Genomic DNA, 20454 nt, shown 5'->3' with positions numbered 1-20454 from the left:
AGAAGCATAACCCACACGCCGGGTGCTATCCTCGCGGGCATGAATACATCACTCCCCCTCAGCCTGATCGCGGCGCATGCCGAGAACCGCGTGATCGGCATCGACAACTCCATGCCCTGGCACCTGCCGGGGGATTTCAAGTACTTCAAGGCCACCACCCTGGGCAAGCCGATCATCATGGGCCGCAAGACCTGGGATTCGCTGGGCCGGCCGCTGCCGGGGCGCTTGAACATCGTGGTCAGCCGCCAGCCGGGCTTGCAGCTGGCGGGCGCCGAGGTGTTCGCTTCGCTGGAGGCGGCGCTGGTGCGTGCCGAGCAGTGGGCGCGGGAGCAGGGCGTCGAGGAATTGATGCTGATTGGCGGCGCGCAGCTGTATGCGCAGGCGCTGGAGAAGGGGCTGGTCAGCCGCATGTACCTGACCCGCGTGGAGCTGGCGCCACCAGGGGATGCCTGGTTCCCCGAGTTCGATTCGCAGCAGTGGCGGCGGGTGTCGAGCGAGGCGCAGGTTGAAGAGAACAAACCTGCGTACCACTTCGAGGTGTGGGACAAGGTTTGAAAAAAGCAGGGGCTGCATGTGCAGCCCCTGTCTGTTTTCAGCTGTGGCTCAGCTCGGCATGCTCGTCATCGGCCAGCACACCCTTGTCGGTCTCTTTGAGCAACTGGCTGGTCACAACGCCTGCTGTCATCGAACCATTCACGTTCAATGCCGTGCGGCCCATGTCGATCAGCGGCTCCACCGAAATCAGCAGCGCCACCAGCTCGACCGGCAGGCCCATGGCCGGCAGCACGATCAGCGCGGCGAAGGTCGCCCCACCGCCGACGCCGGCGACACCGGCCGAACTCAGGGTGACGATCGCCACCAGGGTCGCGATCCACAGCGGGTCGAAGGTATCGATGCCCACCGCGGGCGCCACCATCACCGCCAGCATCGCCGGGTACAGGCCGGCGCAGCCGTTCTGGCCGATGGTCGCGCCGAACGAGGCGCTGAAGCTGGCGATCGATTGCGGCACACCCAGGCGGCGTGTCTGCGCCTCGATGTTCAGCGGGATGCTCGCTGCGCTGGAGCGGCTGGTGAAGGCGAAGGTCAGCACCGGCCAGACCTTGCGGAAGAAGCGCAGCGGGCTGACGCCGGTGATGGCGAGGATGATGCCGTGCACCACGAACATCAGGCCCAGGCCGATGTACGACACCACCACGAAGCTGCCCAGCTTGAGGATGTCGTCGAAGTTGGAGCTGGCCACCACCTTGGTCATCAGCGCCAGCACACCGTAGGGAGTCAGCTTCATCACCAGGCGCACCAGGCGCATCACCCAGGCCTGCAGAGTGTCGATGGCCGACAGGGCGCGGCCGCCCTTCTCGGCATCGTCCTTGATCAGCTGCAGCGCAGCCAGGCCAACGAACACGGCGAAGATCACCACGCTGATGATCGAGGTCGGCTTGGCACGCGCCAGGTCGCCCACCGGGTTGCTCGGCACGAACGACAGCAGCAGCTGCGGGATGTTGAGGTCGGCGACCTTGCCGGCGTAGTCACTGTGGATGGCCTGCAGGCGCGCGCTTTCCTGGACGCCGGCCACCAGCCCTTCGGCGCTCAGGCCGAACAGGTTGGTCAGGGCCACGCCGATCAGCGCGGCGATGGCGGTGGTCAGCAGCAGCGTGCCGATGCTCAGCACGCTGATGCGGCCCAGCGAGGAGGCGTTGTGCAGGCGGGCCACGGCGCTGAGGATCGAGGCGAAGATCAGCGGCATGACGATCATCTGCAACAGGCCCACGTAGCCGTTGCCGACCAGGTCGAGCCAGCCGATGGTGGCCTTGAGCACCGGGTGGCCGGCGCCGTAAACGGTGTGCAGCACCAGGCCGAAGACCACGCCGAGCACCAGGCCGAGCAGCACCTTCTTGGCCAGGCTCCAGTCGGTACGGCGAGTTTGTGCCAGGCCCAGCAGCAAGGCCAGGAACGCCAGCAGGTTGAGAGACAGCGGCAGGTTCATTGAAGCTCCAGGTAAAAGCAGAAGAGGCATCGCCTCTGTGAGCGATTGCGAACGGAAATGCTAACAGCCTGAAAACAAACGAATTTATACCCAAAGGTAATTTGCTTAGGCGCTTATGGAATAACGCTTTGTCGCAAATAGCAATGAACACGGCGTTTATGGCTGCGCGAAGGTCGCTGTGAGGGGCGCTGGGCAGGGTTTGCTGGGCTAGTTTTTCCAGGTTCTTTCAGGAGATTCGCACATGAAGTTAGCGCCGAAAGCCTTGCTGGTGGGTGTGTCCGTGCTGTTCGCTGCCCAAGCCTGGGCCACCGATCTCACCCACTGGCCCGCCGACGCGGCCAGGCAGCTCGATGCCATGATCGCCGCCAACGCCAACCAGGGTAACTACGCGGTGTTCGACATGGACAACACCAGCTACCGCTACGACCTTGAAGAAGCGCTGCTGCCGTTCATGGAGAACCAGGGGCTGCTGACCCGCGACAAGCTCGACCCCTCGCTCAAGCTGATCCCGTTCAAGGACACTGCCGAGCACAAGGAAAGCCTGTTCAGCTACTACTACCGCCTGTGCGAAATCGACGACATGGTCTGTTACCCCTGGGTGGCGCAGGTGTTTTCCGGTTTCACCCTCAAGGAGCTCAAGGCCCAGGTCGACGCGCTGATGGCCTCGGGCAAGCCTGTGCCCAGCACCTATTTCGAGGGCGACCAGGTCAAGGCCATCGAGGTGCAGCCGCCCAAGGTCTTCACCGGCCAGGCCGAGCTGTACAACAAGCTGATGGAAAATGGCATCGAGGTGTACGTGATCTCGGCCGCGTCCGAGGAGCTGGTGCGCATGGTCGCCTCGGACCCCAAGTACGGCTACAACGTAAAACCGCAGAACGTGATCGGCGTCAGCCTGCTGCTCAAGGACCGCGCCAGCGGCGAGCTGACCACCGCGCGCAAGCAGATCAGCGCCGGCCACTACGATGCCAAGGCCAACGAGGGCCTGGAGCTGACGCCTTACCTGTGGACGCCCGCCACCTGGATGGCCGGCAAGCAGGCGGCGATCCTCACCTACATCGATGAATGGAAGAAGCCGGTGCTGGTGGGTGGCGATACGCCAACCAGCGATGGCTACATGCAGTTCCATGGCGTGGATGTGAACAAGGGCGGCATCCACCTGTGGATAAACCGCAAGGCCAAGTACATGGACCAGTTGAACGGCATGATCGCCAAGCAGGCGGTGGCCCAGGCCAAGGAAGGGTTGCCGGTGACGGCGGACAAGAACTGGGTGATCGTCACGCCGGAGCAGATTCAGTAGCCGGGTGGTGAAAGTGCTGGCCCCATCGCCGGCAAGCCGGCTCCCACAGGTAATGCTGTGGTGTATCTGTGGGAGCCGGCTTGCCGGCGATAGGGCCCTAACAGGCAAAAAAAAACCGGCGCTCAAGGCGCCGGTTCCGGTGTCACACCCTCAAGGCCTCACAGCCCGTCGAGCATCGCCTTGTTGCGCACGGCACCCTTGTCGGCACTGGTGGCCAGCAGGGCGTAGGCCTTCAGCGCGGTGGTCACCTTGCGTGGGCGCACTTCGGCCGGCTTCCAGCCCTTCTTGTCCTGCTCGGCGCGGCGCGCGGCCAGCTCTTCATCGCTGACTTGCAGGTTGATCGAACGGTTGGGGATGTCGATCAGCACCTTGTCGCCGTCGCGCACCAGGCCGATGGCGCCGCCAGCGGCGGCTTCCGGCGAAGCGTGGCCGATCGACAGGCCCGAGGTACCGCCCGAGAAGCGGCCGTCGGTGAGCAGGGCGCAGGCTTTGCCCAGGCCTTTGGATTTCAGGTACGAAGTCGGGTAGAGCATCTCTTGCATGCCCGGGCCGCCTTTCGGGCCTTCGTAACGGATGATGACGATGTCACCCGCTTTCACTTCGTCGGCGAGGATGCCGCGCACGGCGCTGTCCTGGCTTTCGAAGATCTTCGCGTTGCCTTCGAACACGTGGATCGACTCATCGACACCGGCGGTCTTCACCACGCAACCGTCGAGGGCGATGTTGCCGTACAGCACGGCCAGGCCGCCTTCTTGCGAGTAGGCGTGCTCGAAGCTGCGGATGCAGCCGTTCTCGCGGTCGTCGTCGAGGGTTTCCCAGCGGGTCGACTGGCTGAACGCAGTCTGCGTCGGGATGCCGGCCGGGCCTGCCTTGAAGAAGGTGTGTACGGCTTCGTCATCGGTCTGGGTGATGTCCCACTTGGCGATGGCCTCTTCCATGCTGCGGCTGTGCACGGTCGGCAGGTCGGTGTGCAGCAAACCGCCACGGGCCAGCGAGCCGAGGATGCTGAAGATGCCGCCGGCGCGGTGCACGTCCTCCATGTGGTACTTCTGGATGTTCGGCGCCACCTTGCACAGCTGCGGCACCTTGCGCGACAGCCGATCGATGTCGCGCAGGTCGAACGCCACCTCGCCTTCCTGGGCGGCGGCCAGCAGGTGCAGGATGGTGTTGGTCGAACCGCCCATGGCGATGTCGAGCATCATGGCGTTCTCGAACGCCTTGAAGTTGGCGATGCTGCGCGGCAGCACCGACTCGTCGTTGTCGCCGTAGTAACGCTTGCACAGCTCGACGATGGTGCGCCCGGCGGTGAGGAACAGCTGCTCACGGTCGGCGTGGGTGGCCAGGGTCGAACCGTTGCCCGGCAGGGCCAGACCCAGGGCTTCGGTCAGGCAGTTCATCGAGTTGGCGGTGAACATGCCGGAGCAGGAACCGCAGGTCGGGCAGGCGCTGCGCTCGTACTCGGCGACTTTCTCGTCGGAGGCCGAGGCGTCGGCGGCGATGACCATGGCGTCGACCAGGTCCAGGCCGTGGCTGGCCAGCTTGGTCTTGCCGGCTTCCATCGGGCCGCCGGAAACGAAGATCACCGGGATGTTCAGGCGCAAGGCGGCCATCAGCATGCCAGGGGTGATCTTGTCGCAGTTGGAGATGCACACGATGGCGTCGGCGCAGTGGGCATTGACCATGTATTCCACGGCGTCGGCGATGATCTCGCGGCTCGGCAGGGAATAGAGCATGCCGTCATGGCCCATGGCGATGCCGTCGTCGACCGCGATGGTGTTGAATTCCTTGGCCACGCCACCGGCGCGCTCGATCTCGCGGGCCACCAGCTGGCCCAGGTCCTTCAGGTGCACGTGGCCCGGGACGAACTGGGTGAACGAGTTGGCGATGGCAATGATCGGTTTCTTGAAATCTTCATCCTTCATCCCGGTGGCGCGCCACAGGGCACGGGCGCCGGCCATGTTGCGGCCTTGGGTGGAGGTCTTGGAACGATAATCAGGCATGAAGCACTCCTGGCGGCTAAATCAGGTCACAAAAAGGGGAGTGAGCTTCTCTTGTCCTTTGCACCGCAGGCCGGTTGCCACTGGCACGGATGGGGGCCGAAGACACTGCGGGATCGCCGCATGCTTGGCCAGAGCTCATAAACCCGCCGGGGGATGACTGGCGATGAATAGCCCGATTCTACACCGCTGGCGCGGCGAAGGAATGGCGATGTGCCCGGGCGGTGATTTCGGCCGAATGAGGTGCTGGTTGTAGGAGCGTTCTGAAACGCCGCCGGCAGGGCTGACAAGCCGCGCCGAGGCTCCTTACTATCCGCCGCGCCGCATGTGCGGCTTCACGAGAAACCCCCTTAATGGACCTTCCCAGTTTCAGTTCATACCGAACCTGCAAATTGGCACTGAGCGCGCCGGCGCCAGGGCTGCCGGCGGCTTGAGTCCCTGTGGCTGAGGCCTGTGGGCGCCTGGGCCGGCGCTTGGAGAACCTCATGCAGCACAACATCGATTTCCTCGATTCCCCCTCCGCCCGTCGCCAGGCCGCCCAGTCCCGGCGCGACTTCCACAAGGGCGCCTCGATCACCAACCACGTCGGCAACCTGCGCGATGCCACGGTCAGCCTGCTGTATCGCAAGCGCGTGCTGTGGCTGGTGCTGCTGGTGTTCGGCAACCTGTTCTCGGGGGCCGGTATCGCGGCGTTCGAAGAGACCATTGCCGCGCATATCGTGCTGGTGTTCTTCCTGCCGCTGCTGGTGGACAGCGGTGGCAACGCCGGCGCGCAATCGGCGACGCTGATGGTGCGCGGCCTGGCGACCGGTGAAGTGGTGCTGCGCGACTGGCTGCGGATGCTCGGGCGCGAATGCGGGGTGGCGCTGGCGCTGGGAGGCACCATGGCGTTGGCGGTGGCCTCGCTGGGGGCGCTGCGCGGCGGGCCGGAGATTGCCGTGATCGTTGCCAGCAGCATGCTGGTGATCGTGTTGCTGGGCAGCCTGATCGGCATGAGCCTGCCCTTCATGTTCACCCGGCTGAAACTTGACCCGGCGACGGCCAGTGGCCCGCTGGTGACCTCGATCGCCGATGCGGCGGGGGTGCTGGTGTACTTCGGGATCGCGTCATACGTGCTGGATATCTGAAAGCAGAAGGGGCCGCAAAGCGGCCCCTTCTTTTTGCCTGGCAGATCAGCTGTTGGGCAGCAGGCGGCAGGTGATGCTCTTGATGTAGCGGGTTTCGGCAATGGCCGGGTGCACCGGGTGGTCCGGGCCCTGGCCGCCGCGCTCGAGCAGCTGCATGTTGCGGTCCAGGTGACGGGCGCTGGTCAGCAGGATGTTGTTCAGGTCGTCCTCGGGCAGGTGCATCGAGCACGAGGCGCTGACCAGGATGCCGTCCTTGGTCAGCATGCGCATGGCCTGTTCGTTGAGGCGGCGGTAGGCCGCTTCGCCGTTTTTCAGGTCTTTCTTGCGCTTGATGAACGCGGGTGGGTCGGCAATGATCACGTCGAAACGCTCTTCGGCGGCTTTCAGCTCGCGCAGCGCCTCGAACACGTCGCCTTCGATGCAGGTCAGTTTCTCGCTGATGCCATTGAGTGCGGCGTTGCGCTCGACACCGTCCAGGGCAAAGCCCGAGGCATCGACGCAGAACACTTCGCTGGCGCCGAAGGCGCCGGCCTGCACACCCCAGCCACCGATGTAGCTGAACAGGTCGAGCACGCGCTTGCCTTTGACGTAGGGGGCCAGGCGCGCGCGGTTCATGCGGTGGTCGTAGAACCAGCCGGTCTTCTGGCCTTCACGCACCGGGGCTTCGAACTTGACGCCGTTCTCTTCCAGTGGCACCCAGTCCGGCACTTCGCCGTAGACGGTTTCGACGTAGCGCTGCAGGCCTTCGGCATCGCGGGCGGCGGAATCGTTCTTGAACAGGATGCCGCTTGGCTTGAGCACCTGGACCAGGGCGGCGATCACGTCATCCTTGTGCTGCTCCATGGTGGCCGAGGCCAGCTGGACCACGAGGATGTCGAAGAAGCGGTCGACCACCAGGCCCGGCAGCAGGTCGGAGTCGCCGTAGACCAGGCGGTAGCACGGCTTGTCGAACAGGCGCTCGCGCAGCGACAGGGCGACGTTCAGGCGGTGCACCAGCAGCGACTTGTCCAGCGGCAGCTTGATGTCGCGCGACAGCAGGCGGGCGCAGATCAGGTTGTTCGGGCTCAGCGCCACGATGCCCAGTGGCTTGCCGTTGGCAGCCTCGAGGACCGCCTGCTGGCCGGCCTGGAAGCCTTGCAGCGGGGTCGCGGTGACGTCGACTTCGTTGCTGTAGACCCACAGGTGGCCGGCGCGCAGGCGGCGGTCGGCATTGGCTTTGAGGCGAAGGCTGGGCAGGGACATGACGTCGCTCCGGGAAAAAAGAGCGGGAGTATAACTGGTTGGCCCAGGGATCGGGGCAGGGCTCGACAAAGTGCTAGAATCCCCCGTCCTCAACGAGTGTGCCTGCATGCCCCAAGAACTCAGCGCCGAACAGATCCAGCAAGCCTTGCAAGGCATCACCATTCCGCCGCAACCGCAGATCATGGTCGACCTGCAGTTCGAGCAGTACATGCCCGACCCTGACCTGGAAACCATCGCCAAGCTGATTTCCCAGGACCCCGGGCTTTCCGGCGCCTTGCTCAAGCTGGTCAACTCGCCGCATTTCGGGCTCGCCAACAAGATCGGTTCGATCCAGCGCGCGGTCAACCTGCTGGGCAGCCGCTCGATCATCAACCTGATCAACGCCCAGTCGATCAAGGGCGAGATGTGCGATGAAACCATCGTCACCCTCAACCGTTTCTGGGACACCGCCCAGGACGTGGCCATGACCTGCCTGACCCTGGCCAAGCGCACCGGCATCCAGGCCGCGGACGAGGCCTACACCCTGGGCCTGTTCCACGACTGCGGCGTGCCGCTGATGCTCAAGCGCTTCCCCAGCTACATGCAGGTGCTGGAGCAGGCCTACGCCTGTGCCGATGCCGAAACCCGGGTGGTCGATACCGAAAACCGCACCTTCAACACCAACCACTCGGTGGTCGGCTACTTCACCGCCAAGTCGTGGCGCCTGCCGGAGCACATCAGCGCGGCCATCGCCAACCACCACAATGCGCTGGCGGTGTTCCGCGAGGAGTCGTCGCGCAATACCCAGAGCCAGTTGAAGAACCTGCTGGCGGTGCTGAAGATGGCCGAGCACATCTGCGCTTCGTACCGGGTGCTGGGCAACCAGGGCGTCGACCATGAGTGGCAGGCGGTCGGCCCGCTGGTACTCGACTACATCGGCTTGTCGGAGTACGACTTCGAGAACCTCAAACAGAACATTCGCGAGCTGGGCGGGCACTGATCGATGCCAGAACTACCCGAAGTGGAAACCACCCGGCGCGGAATCGCGCCGCACCTGCAGGGCCAGCGCGTCAGCCGCGTGGTGGTGCGCGACCGGCGCCTGCGCTGGCCGATCCCCGAGGACCTCGACGTGCGCCTGTCCGGGCAGCGCATCGTCAGCGTCGAGCGGCGAGCCAAGTACCTGTTGATCAATGCCGAGGTGGGCACGCTGATCAGCCACCTGGGCATGTCGGGCAACTTGCGCCTGGTCGAGCTCGGGCTGCCGGCGGGCAAGCACGAGCACGTCGACATCGAGCTGGAGTCGGGGCTGATGCTGCGCTACACCGACCCGCGGCGCTTCGGCGCCATGCTCTGGAGCCTTGACCCGCTCAACCATGAACTGCTGCTGCGCCTGGGGCCGGAGCCGCTGACCGACCTGTTCGACGGCGAGCGCCTGTTCCAGCTGTCGCGCGGGCGCTCGATGGCGGTCAAGCCGTTCATCATGGACAACGCCGTGGTGGTGGGGGTGGGCAACATCTACGCGACCGAGGCGCTGTTCGCGGCCGGCATCGACCCACGGCGCGAGGCCGGCGGGATTTCGCGGGCGCGCTACCTGAAGCTGGCGATCGAGATCAAGCGGGTGCTGGCGGCGGCCATCGAGCAGGGTGGCACGACCTTGCGCGACTTCATCGGCGGTGACGGGCAGCCGGGGTACTTCCAGCAGGAATTGTTCGTTTATGGGCGTGGCGGGATGCCGTGCAAGCTGTGCGGCACGACCTTGCGCGAGGTGAAGCTGGGGCAGCGCGCCAGCGTGTACTGCCCGCGCTGCCAGCGCTGAATTTGCGGCCCCTATCGCCGGCAAGCCGGCTCCTACAGGTTTGTGGGAGCCGGCTTGCCGGCGATAGGGGCGCAGCTGAAATCAGGCCTTGCCGGTAATGCGGCGATACTTGGCCATCAGCTCGTCTTCGGTTTCCGGGTGCGCTTCATCCAGCGGGATGCAGTCGACCGGGCAGACCTGCTGGCACTGTGGCTCGTCGTAGTGACCCACGCACTGGGTGCACAGGTTAGGGTCGATCACGTAGATCTCTTCGCCTTGGGAGATGGCCTCGTTCGGGCACTCGGGTTCGCAGACGTCGCAGTTGATGCAATCGTCGGTGATGATCAGGGACATGGGGACTCCGGCCGGGGCTCTGCGCCCGGGCATGTTCAACGCAATGGGCACAATTGTGCCGCATTCGCGCCCGCAGTGCACGCGGGCGCGATAATCAGGCGTGCAGGCTTACTTCTTGAACCGTTCGGTCAGCGCCTCGGCCACCACCGGGTGGACAAACTTGGCAATATCGCCGCCCAGCGCGGCGATTTCCCGGACCAGGGTCGAGGAAATGAACGAATAGCGCTCCGAAGGCGTGAGGAACAGGCTCTCGACGTCGGGCGCCAGTTGCCGGTTCATGTTCGCCAGCTGGAACTCGTATTCGAAATCGGACACTGCACGCAGGCCACGCAGGAAGACGTTGGCGCCCTGTTCCTTGGCGAAGTGCGCCAACAGGGTGGAGAAGCCGATGACTTCGACGTTCGGCAGGTGCTTGGTGACCTCACGGGCCAGCGCCACCCGTTGTTCCAGCGGGAACAGGGGGTTTTTCTTCGGGCTGGCCGCCACCGCGATGATCACGTGGTCGAAAAGCCGCGAGGCGCGTTCGACCAGGTCGCCATGGCCTTTGGTAATGGGGTCGAAAGTACCCGGGTACAACACTCGGTTCATCGCGTCATCCTGGCTGGGAGTGCGTTGGGGAGTCGGATGGTAGCGCAGCGATTGCGCCCGGCCAAGTCATGCGGCCGGCTGATGGCACTATAGACAGCCGGTGTATTTGTTGTCATGCACTCTGTGCCAGGCGGCTGGCCAGGGCTTCGCTGAGCTTGGCGCTGAGGGCGTACACCGACAATTGCGGGTTGGCGCCAATGCTGGTGGGAAACAGCGAGCCGTCGTGGATCGACAGGTTTTCCAGCTGGTGATGCCGCCCCAGGCTGTCGCACACCGCCTGGCGCGGGTCTTCACCCAGGGCGCAGCCGCCCATCACATGGGCACTGCCCAGCCGCGTGCGGAACAGCTCCAGGCGCAAGCCGTCGATCATCCCTTGCGCCTGCGCAAGGCTGGTGGCGGCATGGGCGTCGCTGTGCACCGGAGTCACCTGGGTGGCGCCGGCGGCGAACTGGATCTGCGCCATGCTGTGATAGGCCCGGCGCAGGCCATCGCGCAGGTAGTCGGTGACGGGGTAGTCGAGCACCGGCGAGCCATCGCCGCGCAGCTCCACCGAGCCACCCACGCTTTGCGGGTGGAAACCGTCGCGCAGCAGCGCCAGCATCACGTGGGTATGCGGCAGCTCTGCCATGCGCTGGGCATTGTCGCGGCCATGGCCGCCGAGCAGGGTGCTGGCCAGCGCCGGGTGCAGCGGCGGCACTTCCAGCTTGTAGCCCACCGCGCCGTCGGCCCCGTCCTGCCACTGGAAGTGGTCGCTGTAGATGGACTGCGGGGCGCCGTAGAACGGGTCGATGCGTTGGTCGAAGCGGGCCGCGCTGAAATTCACCAGGTGCAGGAACGTGCGCTGGCCCAGGCGGCCATGGGGGTCGGGCGCCTGGGAGCGCAGCAGCAGCGCCGGGCTGTTGATGCCGCCACCGGCGAGCACGTAGTGCCGGGCCTGCACCCGGATGCTGCGCCCCGTTGGCTGTATGCCCTGGGCATCCAGGGCCTGGCAGTGCAGCTGGGCGATGCGCTCGCCGTTGTGCTCGAAGCGCTCGGCGCGCGCCAGGTACAGCAGCTCGCCGCCATTTTCGAGTAGGGCGGGGATGCGCGTGACCAGCATCGATTGCTTGGCGTTGACCGGGCAGCCCATGCCGCAATAGCCGAGGTTCCAGCAGCCGCGCACGTTGCGCGGGATCACCGCCCAGCGGTAGCCGAGCTGCTCGCAGCCGCGGCGCAGCACGTCGTTGTTGGCGTTGGGCGGCATGGCCCAGGGGCTGATGCCCAGGGCCTGCTCGATGCGCTCGAACCAGGGGCGCAGGTCATCCTCCCCCAGGCCTTGCACGCCGTGCACAGCGGCCCAGTGCGCCAAGGTCGGCGCGGGAGTGCGGAAGCTCGACGTCCAGTTGACCACGGTGGTGCCGCCCACCGCGCGGCCCTGGAGGATGGTGATGGCGCCGTCCTTGCTCATGCGGCCCAGGCCTTCCTGGTACAGGCTGGCGTAGGCCTCGTTCTCCAGCAGGTGGAAGTCGCTGCTGGTCTTGAGCGGGCCTTCCTCGATCAGCAGCACCTTGAACCCGGCGGCGCTGAGCATCTGCGCGCTGGTGGCGCCCCCCGCACCGCTGCCGATCACGGCGATATCGGCCTGCAGGGTCAGGTCGTGCTCCAGGCGTGAGGCGTCGTGGGTGATCCAGCCGCGTTCGAGGCCTTGGCGAAACGGGTCAGTGACAGGCATGGCAGGGGACCTTGCTGTGGGTCAGATTTTCGGTGGGCCGGGGTAGCCGCAGGCGGCCCAGGCTTGCGGGCGCTCGTACCAGGCCATTTGCAGCAGTTGCAGCAGCGAGGCGTGGCCCATGCGCAGCAGGTTCAGCGAACTGTCCTGCCAGCGCTGCAAAAATGCCGTCACCTGCTCGCCGTCGGCCTGCTCCCAGGCGCCCCAGACACCGGTCAGCGGCCCGCGGGTCAAGGGCAGGCTGAGCACGTCGAACAGTTGCCGGGTGAGCTTGAGCATTTGCGGGGACAACGCGGCCAGCTTGTGGTCGAGGCTGTGCAAAACCTGCACATCGCTGGCCGCGGTGCCGGCCAGTACCACCGGGATCAACGCCCGCAGCAGCGGCAGGTCGTCGGCGCGCAGCACCTGATAACCGCTGGCCGGCGCCTGAGGGCTGCAGCCCACCAGGCTGGCGGTGGCCAGGAAGGCGCTGGCGCCCAGGCTGAAACGCAGCAGATCGCGACGGAGCATGGCGCCGGCCTCAGCGGATGAACAGCTTGTAGACCAGGCGCTGCAAGGCTTTGCCATAGGGCGGGTAGATCAGCCGTGCCGCGTTCAGGCGCTGCTTGGCCAGCACCGCCTTGGCCTTGCTGAAGGTCATGAAGCCCTCGTGGCCGTGGTAGTGGCCCATGCCGGAGGGGCCGATGCCGCCGAACGGCAGGTCGTCCTGGGCCACATGCAGCAGGGTGTCGTTCAGGCACACGCCGCCTGAGTGGCTGTGCTGCAGCACATGCGCCTGCTCGGCCCGCGAGTAGCCGAAGTAATACAGCGCCAAGGGGCGCGGGCGCTGGTTGATGTAGGCCAGGGCCTGGTCGAGGCTGTCGTAGGGCACCAGCGGCAGCAGCGGGCCGAAGATTTCGTCCTGCATCACCTGCATGTCGTCGCTCACCTGCAGCAGCAGGTGTGGCGGCAGGCGCCGGCCTTGGCGCGGCTCGTCGGGGTACAGGTCGATAACCTCGGCGCCCTTGGCGCGGGCGTCGTCCAGCAGCTGCTGCAAGCGCTGCAACTGGCGTGGGTTGATGATGGCGCTGTAGTCGGGGTTGTCGGCAATGCGCGGGTAGAAGCGCCGGACGGCGTTGCGGTAGGCATCGCCGAAGGCTTGCAGGCGCTCGCGCGGCACCAGCACGTAGTCGGGGGCGACGCAGGTCTGGCCGGCGTTGAGGGTCTTGCCGAAGGCGATGCGCTCGGCGGCGGTGTCCAGTGGCACGCTGGCCGAAACGATGGCCGGTGATTTGCCGCCCAGCTCGAGGGTCACCGGGGTCAGGTTCTGCGCGGCGGCTAGCATGACCTGGCGGCCGATGCTGGTGGCACCGGTGAACAGCAGGTGGTCGAACGGCAGCCTGGCGAAGGCCTGGCCCACCTCGACGTCGCCCAGCACCACGCTGACCAGGTCGGCAGGGCATACCCGCTCCAGCAGCGCTTGCAGCGCCTGGGCGCTGGCCGGGGTGGCCTCGCTGAGCTTGAGCATGACCCGGTTGCCGGCGGCCAGGGCGCCGGTCAGCGGGCCGATGGCGAGAAACAGCGGGTAGTTCCACGGCACGATGATCCCGACCACGCCCAGCGGCTGGTACAGCACCCGCGCGCTGGCCGGCTGGAAGGCCAGGCCGACGGCTCTGCGCGCAGGGCGCATCCAGCGCCGCAGGTGGCGCTCGGCGTGGCGGATGCCTTGCACCGAGGGCAGCAGCTCGGCCAGCAGGGTTTCATCGGCGCTACGCCCGGAAAAGTCCGCGTCGATGGCTTCGATCAGCTGCTGCTGGTCCGCCAGCAGCGCCTCGCGCAGGCTTTTCAGCCACTGCCGCCGTTGCGCCAGGGGCGGCATCGGGTTGCCAGCGAACGCCAGGCGCTGGGCGGCGAACGTCGCTTCCAGGTCGGTGTCGGAATGCACAGCAGGCATGGCGATGGGCGAGGTCACGAAGGCATCCTCTTAGGGTTGAGAATGCCTAGAGCCTATACTCTAATTTGTACCATGGTGCGACTTTTTTCAGCCGGCCTGGCGGTGCACGCAAGGCGTGTTACACCGTAAGATGAGCCATTACCGTAAGCCTGCAGACTGGGAGCTGAGCATGGCCCCGCGCATGAAGACCCGAGAGCGCATCGTGCAGAACAGCCTGGAGCTGTTCAACCAGCAGGGCGAGCGCAGCGTCAGTACCAACCACATTGCCGCGCACATGGAAATTTCGCCCGGCAACCTGTACTACCACTTCCCCAACAAGCAGGCGATCATCGCGCTGCTGTTCAGCCAGTACGAAGAGCTGGTGGACAGCTTCCTGCGCCCGCCGCAAGGGCGCGCCGCCACGGTGGAAGACAAGCGCTTCTACCTCAAGGCGCTGCTGGCGGCGATGTGGAACTACCGCTTCCTGCACCGCGACCTGGAGCACCTGCTGGACAGCGACGCCGAGCTGGCCGCCCGCTACCGGCGCTTTTCCGAGCGCTGCCTGCGCCAGGGCCAGGCGATCTACCGTGGCTTCGTCGACGCCGGGATCCTGGCCATGGAGCCTGCGCAGATCGAATCGCTGACCATCAATGCCTGGATCGTGCTGACGTCCTGGGTGCGTTTTCTCAGTACCACCCGCGAACATTCCGCCCACCTGGGTGAAGAAGCCTTCAAGCGTGGCGTCTATCAGGTGCTGGTGCTGGAGCTCGGCTTCGTCACCGCCAACGCCCGCAGCGCCGTGGATGCGCTGTGCCAGGAATTCCACGTACCGTTCAATCAGGCCCTGGAACACTAGCCAGGGCCGTCGTGCCATCGATCAGGAGAGAGTCATGCCCCTTGCGCAATTGATCACCCCGCAACAGCTGGCCGAGCGTCTGGACTCGCCCAAGCTGGTGATCCTGGATTGTCGTTTTGCCCTGGAGGATGTGGATTACGGCCAGCGCAGCTATGCCGAGGGGCATATTGCCGGCGCGCATTTCGCCGACCTGGAAAGGGACCTGAGCGGGCCGGTGAGCAAGGGCCGCACCGGTCGCCACCCGCTGCCCGACCCGCAGCGGCTGGTCGAGCGCCTGCGTGAGTGGGGGCTGGACAACGACAGCGAGGTGGTGCTGTACGACGACGGCCCCGGTGCCTTCGCCGCCCGCGCCTGGTGGCTGCTGGCCTGGTTGGGCAAGCGCACTGGCGTGGCCATCCTCGATGGCGGCCTCAAGGCCTGGCACGCGGCGCACCTGCCATTGAGCCTGGACGCAGCGCAAAAGCGTGAAGGCGCGTTCACTGGCGAGGCAGACGCCAAGCTGCTGATCGATGCCGAGCACCTGGCCAAGCGCCTGGGCAGCCCGGAGCTAACCTTGATCGACGCCCGCGCCTTGCCGCGTTTTCGTGGTGAGGTGGAGCCGATCGACCCGGTGGCCGGGCATATTCCGGGTGCCCAATGTGCGGCGTTTACCGACAACTTGGCTGCCGATGGGCGTTTCCTGCCGCCGGAGCAGCTCAAGCAGCGCTTTGCCGCAAAGCTTGCCGGGCGTTCACCCGAACACCTGGTGGCGTACTGCGGGTCGGGGGTGACGGCCTGTCACAACCTGTTCGCCCTAGCGTTGGCGGGGTATCCGCTGGGGCGCTTGTATGCCGGCTCCTGGAGCGAGTGGATCAACAACCCGAAACATGGTGTGGCGACTGGCGAGTAAGCAGGCCCGGCCCCATCGCCGGCAAGCCGGCTCCCACAGGCACCCCGCATGCCTTGAGGGCTGCGGGCAACCTGTGGGAGCCGGCTTGCCGGCGATGGGGCCACTGAAAATCTATTGACCTTCCACCAGCCACTGCGCAATCCGCCGCTCAAGGTAGTACCCCGGATTGCGCAGGCTACCCTCGACAAACCCCACATGCCCCCCGCGCTCATGCAGCTCGAAGTGCGTCTGCGGTGCCAGTTCGCTGAGCGTCGGCAGGCTGCTGCGCGACACGAAGGGGTCATCCAGCGAGTGGATGATCAGCGTCGGCGTGCGGTTCTCCCCCAGGTAATATCGGCTCGATGAGCGCCGATAGTAGTCGTGGGCATCGCTGAAGCCGTTGAGGGGCGCAGTGATCCTGCCGTCGAAGTCCCAGAAGGTGCGCAGGTTGCGCAGCGGCCCCAGGCGCTCCAGCGCGGCCAACCCCTCGTGGTGGCCCAGGTCGCGGAAGTGGCGCTGCTTGGACTGCACGTAAGCCATCATCTCGCGCATGAAATGCGCCTGGTAGACCTTGGAAAAGCCCTGGCCGATGCGGTCGGCGCACTGGTCCAGGCGAAACGGCACCGACACCGCCACCGCCCCTTCGAGCTGGCTGGCGCTGCCGCTTTCACCCAGGTACTTGAGCAATACATTGCCGCCCAGCGAATAACCCACGGCATACAACGGCGCCATCGGCCGCTCGGCGCGCAGGTGGGCGACCACTTCTGCCAGGTCTTCGCTGGCGCCAGAGTGGTAGCTGCGGGCCAACAGGTTGGGTTCGCCCGAGCAGCCGCGCCAGTTCACCGCCACGCTGGCCCAGCCACGAAGCTGCAGCGACTGCTGCAGGCCTTTGACATAGGGCGAGTGGGATGAGCCTGTCAGGCCGTGCAGCACCAGCACCAGGGGGGCGTCGGCCTGGTGCGGGCCATGCCAGTCGAGGTCGAGGAAATCGCCGTCCGCCAGCCACAGGCGCTCGCGATTGCGTGCGAGCACCGGCAGCTTGCGCCACAACGGGCCCCACAGGGTTTGCAGGTGGGGATTGGACAGGCCGATGGCCGGGCGGAAGGACGCGGTGAGACTGGGCATGCTGGGCGACTCGTGTTGTGCCTGCCTAGAGTGCCATGAAACCTCACCGCCGTACCTGCGCTATTGGTCGGTTGTGCTGCGCTGCCAGAGGGCGTAGTGCACCTGGCCGGTCTTCTTTTCGCGATGCAGGCGCCAGTTGCCGGGCATCTGCAGGGTCGAGGGCGCCGCTTCGCTCTCGGTGTAGATCCAGGCCTGCTCGCGCAGCCACAGGTTCTGCTCCAGCAGGTTGCAGGTGTTGGCCAGCAGGTCCTGGTGGAACGGCGGGTCGAGGAACACCACGTCGAACTGCAGCTTGGCCGGGCCTTGCAGGTAGCGCAGGGCATCGGTCTGCAGGATCTGCCCACGCGGGCAGCGCAGCAGCTCGAGGTTGTTCTTCAGGTTGCTGATCGCGGCCGGGTTGCTGTCCAGCGCCACGGCATCCTCGGCGCCGCGCGACAGCGCCTCGAGCACCAGGGCACCGCTGCCGGTGAAGGCATCCAGCACCCGCGCCCCTTCGATGTGCGGGGCCAGCCAGTTGAACAGGGTTTCACGCACGCGGTCGGGCGTTGGCCGCAGGCCTTCGCCGTCAGGCACCGCCAGGCGGCGGCTGCGCCACTGGCCGGCGATGATGCGCAGGTGACCCTGGCCCTTGCTGTGGCCCGGCTGCGGGCGGGCGGGAGGGGTGGATCTAGGCATTAGTGCTCCGGTACGCCGAGCGGTTGCTCGGCGGGTTTGTCTGTGGGGGCTGGCAGCGGCTTCTGCGGCACATCAGGGCCAACGGTGACGATCACCAGCTTGTCGGCTGCCAGGTGCTTGTTCATCGCCGCCTTGACCTGCTCGACGCTCAGCGCCTGGGATTGCTGCATGAAATCCTCCAGCCAGGTCAGCGGCAGGTTGTAGAAGCCAATGGCGCCCAGCTGGCCGACGATGCTTGCATTGCTGGCGTTGGACAGCGGGAAGCTGCCGGCCAGTTCACGCTTGGCATCGTCCAGCTCTTGCTGGGTCGGGCCGCTTTTCAGGTAGTCGGCCAGGATATCCTGAACCAGCTTGAGCGTGCCCTGGCTGAGTTCGGCGCGGGTCTGCAGGTTGATCATGAACGGGCCGCGCACCTGCATCGGGCTGAAGACCGAGTATACGCCGTAGGTCAGGCCGCGCTTTTCCCGCACTTCGCTCATCAGCCGGGTGCCGAAGGCGCCGCCGCCAAGAATCTGGTTACCCAGCGACAGGGCCGGCCAGTCCGGGTCCTGGCGGTCGATGCCAAGCTCGGCGAGCATCAGGTGGGTCTGCTTGCTGGGGAAGTCGATGTGGGTGATGCCGGCCTTGGGCTCGACCGGCTGGGCCGGTTTGGGCAAGGCCGAGCCTTTGGGCAGGGCGGCCGAAACCTGGGCGGCAACCGCTTCGGCTTCTTCGCGGCTGAGGTCGCCGACCAGGGCGATCACCGCGTTGCCGGCGGCATAGGCCTTGGCGTGGAAGGCGCGCAGCTGCTCCAGGGTAATGCCCGGGATGCTTTCGGCGGTGCCATCGCTGGGCTGGCCGTAAGGGTGGTCGCCATAGAGCTTGGCGAACAGCGCCTTGCCGCCGATCTTGCCGGGGTTCTGCTTTTCGTATTCGAAGCCGGCCAGCAGCTGGTTCTTGATGCGCTTGAGCGCGTCTTCCGGGAACGTCGGCTTGCCGGCCACTTCAGCGAACAGCTTGAGCGCCGGGTCGCGCTTGTCCTTGACGCTCAGGCTGCGCAGCGAGGCCACGGCCATGTCGCGGTAGGCGCCATTGCCAAAGTCCGCACCGAGGCCTTCGAAGCCTTCGGCGATAGCGGTCACGTCCTTGCCGGCCACGCCCTCGTTGAGCATGGCGTTGGTCAGGGTGGCCAGGCCTGGCGTGCCGCCGTCCTGGCTGCTGCCGGCGGCGAAGGTCACGCGCAGGTCGAACATCGGCAGCTCGCGGGCCTCGACGAACAGCACCCGGGCACCTTCGGCGGTGGTCCAGTTCTGAATGTTCAGCTGGCGCCGGCTTGGCGCCTTGCCATCCAGCTCGGCCAGCGACTGCAGGGTATTGGCCGGGCGCGCTGCCGTTTGCGCCTCGGAGTGGGCCGGGCGGGCGAGGACGGCGGCCACGGCCACCACCAGTGCGATGATGCCCGCGCCGATCAGGGTGTAGCGTGGTGCGCTGCGATCACTCATGAGCGGACTCCTCGGGCAGTACGTGGGCAACGCTCAGGCGTTCGCGGGTGAAGTAGGTGCGGGCGGCGTTCTGGATGTCTTGCGGGGTGACCTGCTTGAGCTCATCCAGCTCGCTGTCGATCAGCTTCCACGACAGGCCGACGGTCTCCAGCTGGCCGATGGTGGTCGCCTGGCTGTTGATCGAGTCGCGGTCATAGACCAGCCCTGCGATCACCTGGGCCCGCACGCGCTCCAGTTCTTCGGCGCTGGGCGGGGTGGTCTTGAGTTCGTCGAGCAGCTGCCAGATACCTTTTTCGACGTCGGCCAGGGTTTTGTGCTTCTGCACGTTGGGCGTTGCCGAGATCAGGAACAGGCTGTCGCCGCGGGTAAAGGCGTTGTAGCTGGACGAGGCGCCGGCCACCAGCTCCTGGCCACGTTCCAGGCGTGCCGGCAGGCGGGCGCTGTAGCCGCCGTCGAGCAGCGCCGAGATCAGGCGCAGGGCGTGCACGGTGCGTGGGTCCTTGGCCGTGGCCAGGCCCGGGGCGTTGAAGCCGTAGATCAGGCTCGGCAGCTGGGTGCGCACATGCAGGGTCAGCTGGCGCTCGCCAGGCTCGGCCAGCTCCAGCGGCAGCTTGGCCGGGGGCACGCTGCGCTTGGGGATGGCGCCGAAGTACTTCTGCGCCAGGCCCTTGACCTCATCGGCGGTGACATCGCCCACCACTACCAGGGTGGCGTTGTTCGGTGCGTACCAGGATTGGTACCAGTGGCGCAGTTCCTCGACCTTCATGCGTTCCAGGTCGGCCATCCAGCCGATGGTCGGGGTGTGATAGCCGCTGGCCGGGAAGGCCATGGCGCGGAACAGTTCGAAGGCCTTGGAACTGGGCTGGTCATCGGTGCGCAGGCGGCGCTCTTCCTTGATGACCTCGATTTCCCGGGCGAACTCGTCGGCGGGCAGGCGCAGGCTGGCCAGGCGGTCGGCTTCGAGCTCGAAGGCCACCGGCAGGCGGTCGCGCGCCAGCACCTGGTAGTAGGCGGTGTAGTCGTCGCTGGTGAAGGCATTCTCTTCCGCGCCCAGGTCACGCAGGATGCGCGAGGCCTCGCCGGGGCCGATCTTGTCGCTGCCTTTGAACATCATGTGCTCGAGCGCGTGGGACAGGCCGGTCTGGCCCGGGGTTTCGTAGCTGGAGCCAACCTTGTACCAGATCTGCGAAACCACCACCGGGGCGCGATGGTCTTCGCGCACGACCACTTTCAGGCCGTTGTCGAGGATGAATTCGTGGGTGGGTTGCACATCGGCGGCGAAGGCCGCCAGTGGCAGGCAGAGCGTGCTGAGCAACAGGCCAGCGGCGCGGCGGGCTAGAGCATTCATAAGGTGTTTGACCTGTTCGGCGGCCCGCTGGTTTAGCGTCGGCGGGCCAGGAGGTGCTAGGATACTGATCCGGTTGCCTGGCGACCATGCCTGTCGCCGTTCTGGCCCCCAGGCCCAC

19 protein-coding genes are annotated in these 20454 nt (G+C 66.0%); 7 read left to right on the top strand and 12 right to left on the bottom strand.

The window, feature by feature from the left end:
- Positions 1-39 precede the first annotated feature (39 nt).
- Positions 40-555, top strand: coding sequence for a dihydrofolate reductase (locus ACIPG5_RS05240; RefSeq protein WP_401373656.1), 516 nt, complete (start codon positions 40-42; stop codon positions 553-555).
- 37 nt (positions 556-592) lie between these two features.
- Here ACIPG5_RS05240 and ACIPG5_RS05235 read toward each other — a convergent pair whose 3' ends face one another.
- A complete protein-coding gene (locus ACIPG5_RS05235; protein ID WP_176515735.1) occupies positions 593-1984 on the bottom strand; it encodes an L-cystine transporter in 1392 nt (463 codons plus the stop codon).
- Between the two features lie 241 nt (positions 1985-2225).
- Here ACIPG5_RS05235 and ACIPG5_RS05230 point away from each other — a divergent pair, with 241 nt between their 5' ends.
- Positions 2226-3281 carry a haloacid dehalogenase-like hydrolase gene (locus ACIPG5_RS05230; protein ID WP_401373654.1) on the top strand — a complete coding sequence of 352 codons (1056 nt, stop codon included), beginning with the start codon at positions 2226-2228 and terminating at the stop codon, positions 3279-3281.
- Positions 3282-3439: 158 nt separating this feature from the next.
- Here the strand turns inward: ACIPG5_RS05230 and ilvD are convergent, their stop codons facing one another.
- Positions 3440-5281 (bottom strand): dihydroxy-acid dehydratase, encoded by a 1842-nt coding sequence (gene ilvD, locus ACIPG5_RS05225; RefSeq protein ID WP_176515737.1) that lies wholly within the window; start codon positions 5279-5281, stop codon positions 3440-3442.
- A 482-nt stretch (positions 5282-5763) separates the two neighbouring features.
- Between ilvD and ACIPG5_RS05220 the strand changes: the two genes are divergently transcribed.
- A complete protein-coding gene (locus tag ACIPG5_RS05220) occupies positions 5764-6405 on the top strand; it encodes a magnesium transporter (protein WP_236193916.1) in 642 nt (213 codons plus the stop codon).
- A 45-nt stretch (positions 6406-6450) separates the two neighbouring features.
- Here ACIPG5_RS05220 and ACIPG5_RS05215 read toward each other — a convergent pair whose 3' ends face one another.
- Entirely contained in the window at positions 6451-7647 is a 1197-nt protein-coding gene (locus ACIPG5_RS05215; RefSeq protein WP_176515739.1) for a class I SAM-dependent rRNA methyltransferase, read from the bottom strand.
- A gap of 160 nt (positions 7648-7807) precedes the next feature.
- Between ACIPG5_RS05215 and ACIPG5_RS05210 the strand changes: the two genes are divergently transcribed.
- The gene (locus tag ACIPG5_RS05210; RefSeq protein ID WP_236236023.1) at positions 7808-8626 is read left to right on the top strand and encodes an HDOD domain-containing protein; all 819 of its coding nucleotides are present in this window, start codon (positions 7808-7810) and stop codon (positions 8624-8626) included.
- 3 nt (positions 8627-8629) lie between these two features.
- Positions 8630-9442 (top strand): bifunctional DNA-formamidopyrimidine glycosylase/DNA-(apurinic or apyrimidinic site) lyase, encoded by an 813-nt coding sequence (gene mutM, locus ACIPG5_RS05205; protein WP_176515740.1) that lies wholly within the window; start codon positions 8630-8632, stop codon positions 9440-9442.
- 81 nt (positions 9443-9523) lie between these two features.
- Here mutM and ACIPG5_RS05200 read toward each other — a convergent pair whose 3' ends face one another.
- The 5 genes from ACIPG5_RS05200 to ACIPG5_RS05180 all read right to left on the bottom strand — a co-directional run bounded on the left by ACIPG5_RS05200 (position 9524) and on the right by ACIPG5_RS05180 (position 14022).
- Positions 9524-9775: a YfhL family 4Fe-4S dicluster ferredoxin gene (locus tag ACIPG5_RS05200; protein ID WP_008095804.1), complete on the bottom strand. Its 252-nt coding sequence runs from the start codon at positions 9773-9775 to the stop codon at positions 9524-9526.
- A gap of 108 nt (positions 9776-9883) precedes the next feature.
- Positions 9884-10363 carry a pantetheine-phosphate adenylyltransferase gene (gene coaD / locus ACIPG5_RS05195; protein WP_176515742.1) on the bottom strand — a complete coding sequence of 160 codons (480 nt, stop codon included), beginning with the start codon at positions 10361-10363 and terminating at the stop codon, positions 9884-9886.
- 112 nt (positions 10364-10475) lie between these two features.
- Positions 10476-12074, bottom strand: a complete 1599-nt coding sequence (locus ACIPG5_RS05190) for a GMC family oxidoreductase N-terminal domain-containing protein (RefSeq protein ID WP_401373649.1) — start codon at positions 12072-12074, stop codon at positions 10476-10478.
- A 21-nt stretch (positions 12075-12095) separates the two neighbouring features.
- The gene (locus ACIPG5_RS05185) at positions 12096-12581 is read right to left on the bottom strand and encodes a twin-arginine translocation pathway signal protein (protein WP_176515746.1); all 486 of its coding nucleotides are present in this window, start codon (positions 12579-12581) and stop codon (positions 12096-12098) included.
- Between the two features lie 10 nt (positions 12582-12591).
- Complete coding sequence (locus ACIPG5_RS05180; RefSeq protein ID WP_401373647.1) at positions 12592-14022, bottom strand: coniferyl aldehyde dehydrogenase; 1431 nt, start codon at positions 14020-14022, stop codon at positions 12592-12594.
- A gap of 151 nt (positions 14023-14173) precedes the next feature.
- On the opposite strand from ACIPG5_RS05180, the gene ACIPG5_RS05175 reads away from it, so the two are divergent.
- Both ACIPG5_RS05175 and ACIPG5_RS05170 read left to right on the top strand, forming a co-directional pair.
- Positions 14174-14839 (top strand): TetR/AcrR family transcriptional regulator, encoded by a 666-nt coding sequence (locus ACIPG5_RS05175; protein WP_176515756.1) that lies wholly within the window; start codon positions 14174-14176, stop codon positions 14837-14839.
- 34 nt (positions 14840-14873) lie between these two features.
- Positions 14874-15728: a sulfurtransferase gene (locus tag ACIPG5_RS05170; protein WP_401373645.1), complete on the top strand. Its 855-nt coding sequence runs from the start codon at positions 14874-14876 to the stop codon at positions 15726-15728.
- A 111-nt stretch (positions 15729-15839) separates the two neighbouring features.
- Here ACIPG5_RS05170 and ACIPG5_RS05165 read toward each other — a convergent pair whose 3' ends face one another.
- Genes ACIPG5_RS05165 through ACIPG5_RS05150 form a run of 4 tightly spaced genes read right to left on the bottom strand, consistent with a single transcriptional unit; the run spans position 15840 to position 20336 of the window.
- Positions 15840-16832: a hydrolase gene (locus tag ACIPG5_RS05165; RefSeq protein ID WP_176515752.1), complete on the bottom strand. Its 993-nt coding sequence runs from the start codon at positions 16830-16832 to the stop codon at positions 15840-15842.
- Positions 16833-16892: 60 nt separating this feature from the next.
- Positions 16893-17507 (bottom strand): 16S rRNA (guanine(966)-N(2))-methyltransferase RsmD, encoded by a 615-nt coding sequence (rsmD, locus tag ACIPG5_RS05160; protein WP_314615990.1) that lies wholly within the window; start codon positions 17505-17507, stop codon positions 16893-16895.
- A complete protein-coding gene (locus ACIPG5_RS05155) occupies positions 17507-18988 on the bottom strand; it encodes a M16 family metallopeptidase (RefSeq protein WP_401373643.1) in 1482 nt (493 codons plus the stop codon). Before ACIPG5_RS05155 ends, rsmD begins: the two co-directional genes overlap by 1 nt.
- The gene (locus ACIPG5_RS05150; RefSeq protein WP_176510951.1) at positions 18981-20336 is read right to left on the bottom strand and encodes a pitrilysin family protein; all 1356 of its coding nucleotides are present in this window, start codon (positions 20334-20336) and stop codon (positions 18981-18983) included. The genes ACIPG5_RS05155 and ACIPG5_RS05150 overlap by 8 nt, the downstream gene beginning before the upstream one ends.
- Positions 20337-20454: the final 118 nt, after the last annotated feature.

It is taken from the genome of Pseudomonas sp. NPDC087029 (assembly GCF_044745345.1).
Classification (GTDB): Bacteria; Pseudomonadota; Gammaproteobacteria; order Pseudomonadales; family Pseudomonadaceae; genus Aquipseudomonas; species Aquipseudomonas faucium.
Note: the sequence above shows the minus strand (reverse complement) of the source record. Positions and strands in the feature narration are given on the sequence as shown.